This window comes from Acidovorax sp. (assembly GCF_027492855.1).
Lineage (GTDB): Bacteria > Pseudomonadota > Gammaproteobacteria > Burkholderiales > Burkholderiaceae_C > Acidovorax.
Map to the genome: position 1 here is coordinate 1 of NZ_JAPUDY010000109.1, position 4,550 is coordinate 4,550.

Here is a 4,550-nt window from a genome sequence, read left to right on the forward strand (position 1 = left end):
CACAGTCTGCGACCCCTGCGCTTCGCTACGGGGCAAACCTGCGTCGGGGCGGTTGTGGGGTGCGCCGTGGAACTCGCTGTGCGCTGCGCGCGCCGCTCGTACAACCACGGCGAGTCAGATGACGAGGCATGCGCGCACTTGCGCGCATGCTCACCCCACAACCGCCCCGCCGCAGGCGCAGCCAGATGGGGTGGAAGCCAAACATCCAAACAGCCATACGGGCCATTGCTGCGCTCGGCCCCGCCTGCGCGGCGCGTGGCGCTTGCGCCCGTGGGGATGTCCGATTCGTGGGTCCCCTTCTGTATGCGCCTGGGGCGCGCAGGGCGCGGGGTGGCACGCGCGTCGGAGCGCGCGTGCTTCGTGAACTGACTCACCGCAGTTGTCCGAACGTAGCTGCGTAGCAGCGAAGTGAGTTCTGCGGTGCACCCCGTGACCGAGCACCCCAGGTTGCCCCGCAGCGCAGCGAAGGGGTCGCAGACAGCAGGGTCGCCTTTTCTTTGGTGACTTTCTTTTGGCGAAGCAAAAGAAAGCCACTGCGCCGCCGGGCGCACACCCCAGCTCCCGCCCTGAACGCAGGCACACGGCCCAAACCAGCCAGCGAGCCCAGGCTTCGACAAGCTCAGCCCGAACGGGCAGGAAAACGCCCAGGCTTCGACAAGCTCAGCCCGAACAGTAGGGGCGGAATTTTGCTGTAAAAATAATAGCTACTGGGGCCTGATAGATAAGCGCAAGAAGCACAAAAATCCTCAAACCTCCACCCGCCCCAAAGCCCTCAGCACATTCTCCGCCGTCGCAGGCGCAGTCAGCACCACCGGCGCTGCCGCATCCCCCCCGCGCCCCGCTGCCACCGCATTGCGCAGCGCCTCATACACGCTGATCGCCAGCATGAACGGCGGCTCGCCCACGGCCTTGCTGCCGCCCACGTTGTCCTCGCGGTTCGCCTCGGGCCACAGGTCTACCTTGAAGTGCGCCGGGATGTCACCCGTGGCCGGGATCTTGTACGTGCTGGGCGCGTGGGTGGCAAGGTATCCCTTGTCGTTCCACACCAGCTGCTCGGTCGTGAGCCAGCCCATGCCCTGCACAAAACCGCCCTCGATCTGGCCGATGTCGATGGCCGGGTTGATGCTGTGGCCCACGTCGTGCAGGATGTCCACCTTCAGCACGCGGCTCTCGCCGGTGAGGGTGTCGATGGCCACCTCGGTGCAGGCCGCGCCGTAGCTGAAGTAATAAAACGGCCGGCCCGTGAGCGTGGTCTTGTCGTAGTGAATCTTGGGTGTGCGGTAGAAGCCGTCGCTCCACAACTGGATGCGGTTGGCGTAGGCCTCCTTGACCACGGCATCGAAGCTGCGCACCGTTTTGGGCGAGATCACCTGGCCGCCCGCGAACTGGATGGCGCCCGCGCCGCAGCCGTCCAGACCGCAGACGAACGAGGCGAGGTTGTCGCGCACATGGCGGGCAGCGTACTGCGCGGCGCGGCCGTTCAGGTCGGTGCCGCTGCTGGCGGCCGTGGCGCTGGCGTTGGGCACCTTGCTGGTGTCGCTGGCCGTGACCAGTACGCGCGCGAGCGGCACGCCCAGTTCGTCGGCCACGATCTGCGCCACCTTGGTGTGCAGGCCCTGGCCCATTTCGGTACCGCCGTGGTTCACCTGCACGCTGCCGTCGGTGTACACATGCACCAGCGCGCCCGCCTGGTTGAACAACGTGGCCGTGAAGCTGATGCCGAACTTGACCGGCGTGATGGCGATGCCGCGCTTGATGACCGGGTTGTCGGCGTTCCAGGCGGCGATTTCGGCCTGGCGCTGGCGGTAGCCCGAGGTCTGCTCCAGCGTGGGCATCAGCGCGTGCAGGATGTTGTCCTCTACCGCCATCTGGTAGTGGGTGACGTTGCGGCCGCTGCTCGCGTCCTTGCCGTACAGGTTGACCATGCGCACGTCCTGTGCGTCCAGGCCCAGTGCGCGGGCGATGTCGCCCAGGATGGCCTCGATCACGATCACGCCCTGCGGGCCGCCAAAACCGCGGAACGCGGTGTGACTTTGGGTGTTGGTCTTGCAGCGGTACGAGGCGATCTCGACATCGCTCAGGTAGTAGGCGTTGTCGCTGTGGAACACGGCGCGGTCGGCCACGGGGCCCGACAGGTCGGCGCTGAAGCCGCAGTTGGCGGCCATGTGCAGTTTCAGTCCGGTGATGCGGCCGGTGTCGTCAAAGCCCACGTCGTACTGGTAGGCAAACGGGTGGCGTTTGCCGGTGACCATGAAGTCTTCGTCCCGGTCCAGCCGCAGCTTGATGGGGCGGCTCAGTTTGTTGGCCGCCACAGCAGCCCACACGGCCAGGTGTCCGGCCTGGGTCTCCTTGCCGCCGAAACCGCCGCCCATGCGGCGGCACTCCACGCGTACCGCATGGTTGTCGATGCCCAAAGCGTGCGCGACCCAGTGCTGCACCTCGCCCGGGTGCTGGGTGCTGGAGTAGATCCACCACTGCTTTTGCTCCAGCGGCATGGCGTAGGCGATCTGGCCTTCGAGATAAAAATGCTCCTGCCCGCCCACCTCGAATGCGCCGCTCAGGCGGTGGGTGGATTGCGCCAGGCCCGCCGCCGCATCGCCCCGGCGCACAAACACGGGGGGCAGCACATAGCTCTGTGTCTTGAGTGCGTCCTGCACCGTGAGCACAGCGGGCAGGGGCGTGATGTCGAGCTGCACGGCGCGCACGGCGCGGCGCGCCTGCATCACCGAATCGGCTACCACCAGGCCGATCACCTGGCCGATGTGCTGCACGGTATCGATGGCAAACACGGGTTCGTCGTGCGCGAAGGCTGCGAGCAGTTTGTCGCCCGGCACGTCGGCCGCCAGCACCACGCCGCGCACGCCCGGCAGGGCCAGCGCGGCGCTCGCGTCCACGCCGTTCAAGGTGCCGTGCGCCACGGTCGAGAGGATGGGCGCCGCATACAGCGTGCCCTTTACCTCGGGCAGGTCGTCGATGTAGTGCGCGGCACCGGCCACCTGGGCGCGGGCGCTTTCGTGGATGTGCGACTGGCCCATGGCCGACCGGGTGGGCGAGGGCAGGGCCGTCTCTGCGATGGTGTGGGGGGCGTTCATACGGTGGCCTCCAGCGTCAGGGTGTCCAGGCTCACTGCTTGCAGGCCCTGGCTTTCGAGCCAGTAGCGCTGCAGCAGGCTGCCCAGCACCGTGCGGCGGTAGGCGCCGCTGGCGCGCATGTCCGAGATGGGGCTGAACTCAGCCTGCAGCACGGCGGCGGCGCGCTGTGCGGTGGCCTCGGTCCAGGGCTGGCCCACCAGGGCGGCTTCGGTCTGCCGCGCACGGGCCGGGGTGGCGGCCACGCCGCCCGCGCCGATGCTGGCGCGCTGCACCATGCCGTCCACGATGTCGAGGTTGAGCACCAGGCAGACTGCCGAGATGTCGTCGTCAAAACGCTTGGAAATTTTGTACGCACGAAGCTGCTCTTGCGCCGAAGGGCGGGGCACCACGATGCGCACCAGCAGTTCGTCGGGTGCCATCACGTTCTGGCGGTAGCCGGTGTACAGGTCTTCCAACGGCAACTGGCGCTCGCCCCGAGCCTGGCTGGCCAGCACCACCTGGGCGCGCAGGGCGATGAGCAGCGGCATGGAGTCGCCAATCGGCGAGCCGTTGGCCACGTTGCCGCCCAGCGTGCCCGAGTTGCGCACCGGCAGCCCCGCGAACCGCGTGGCAAAACGGTGCAGTTGCGGCCACTGCGCGGTGAGGGCAGCAAACGCATCGGTCAAGCTGACGGCCGCGCCGATATGGAGGGCGTCGGTGTGCTGTGCCACCTGCCGCAGCTCGGCCGCGCGCGTCACGTCGATCACCTGGGTGTACTGCTTGTGCTGCTTGGTCACCCACAGCCCCACGTCGGTGCAGCCCGCCACGATCTGCGCGCCGGGGTGGGCGGCGCGGGCGGCCAGCAAGGCGGCTTGGCTGGTGGGGGCGATATAAGAAGAATGGGCCGTTTGCGCTGATGGATCAAGCGCAAGCAGCTCTAATTTTTGTAGCACTTCGGATTCATTGACCGTCATGCCGGGCAGTGATGCCATCTGCTGGGCGGCATCGAGAATGGGGCGGTAGCCGGTGCAGCGGCACAGGTTGCCCGAGAGTTCTTCCTGCGCGAGTTCGCGGGTGATGGGAGCGCCATGGCAGACATGGTTTTGGTACATGCCGAAGAGGCTCATCACAAAGCCCGGTGTGCAAAAACCGCACTGGGAGCCGTGGCACTGCACCATCGCCTCCTGCGCGGGGTGGAGCGTGATGGTTTGTTGAACAGCGGGTGCCGCATCGCCCACGGGCTGGATCAGCGGGTCTTCCGCCAAGTCTTCCACCGTCCACAGTGCCATACCGTTGACCGAGTGCGCGAGCCGGATGCAGCTGTTGACCGCGCTGTAGTGCAGTTGGCCGTCGCGGGCCTCGCCCAGCACCACGGTGCAGGCGCCGCAGTCGCCTTCGCCGCAGCCTTCCTTGGTGCCGGTGCAGCCCAGGTCTTCGCGCAGCACCTCCAGCAGAGTGCGGTCGGGTGGTACATTGCCC

General features: G+C 67.2%; 2 protein-coding genes. Both read right to left on the minus strand.

What is annotated here, in order from left to right; genetic code table 11:
• Window positions 1–746: 746 nt before the first annotated feature.
• The gene (gene xdhB, locus Q0105_RS21510; RefSeq protein WP_298214969.1) at window positions 747–3,092 is read right to left on the minus strand and encodes a xanthine dehydrogenase molybdopterin binding subunit; all 2,346 of its coding nucleotides are present in this window, start codon (window positions 3,090–3,092) and stop codon (window positions 747–749) included.
• The coding region (gene xdhA / locus Q0105_RS21515; RefSeq protein WP_298214971.1) for a xanthine dehydrogenase small subunit at window positions 3,089–4,550 on the minus strand (1,462 nt) is incomplete at its 5' end. The genes xdhA and xdhB, both read right to left, overlap by 4 nt.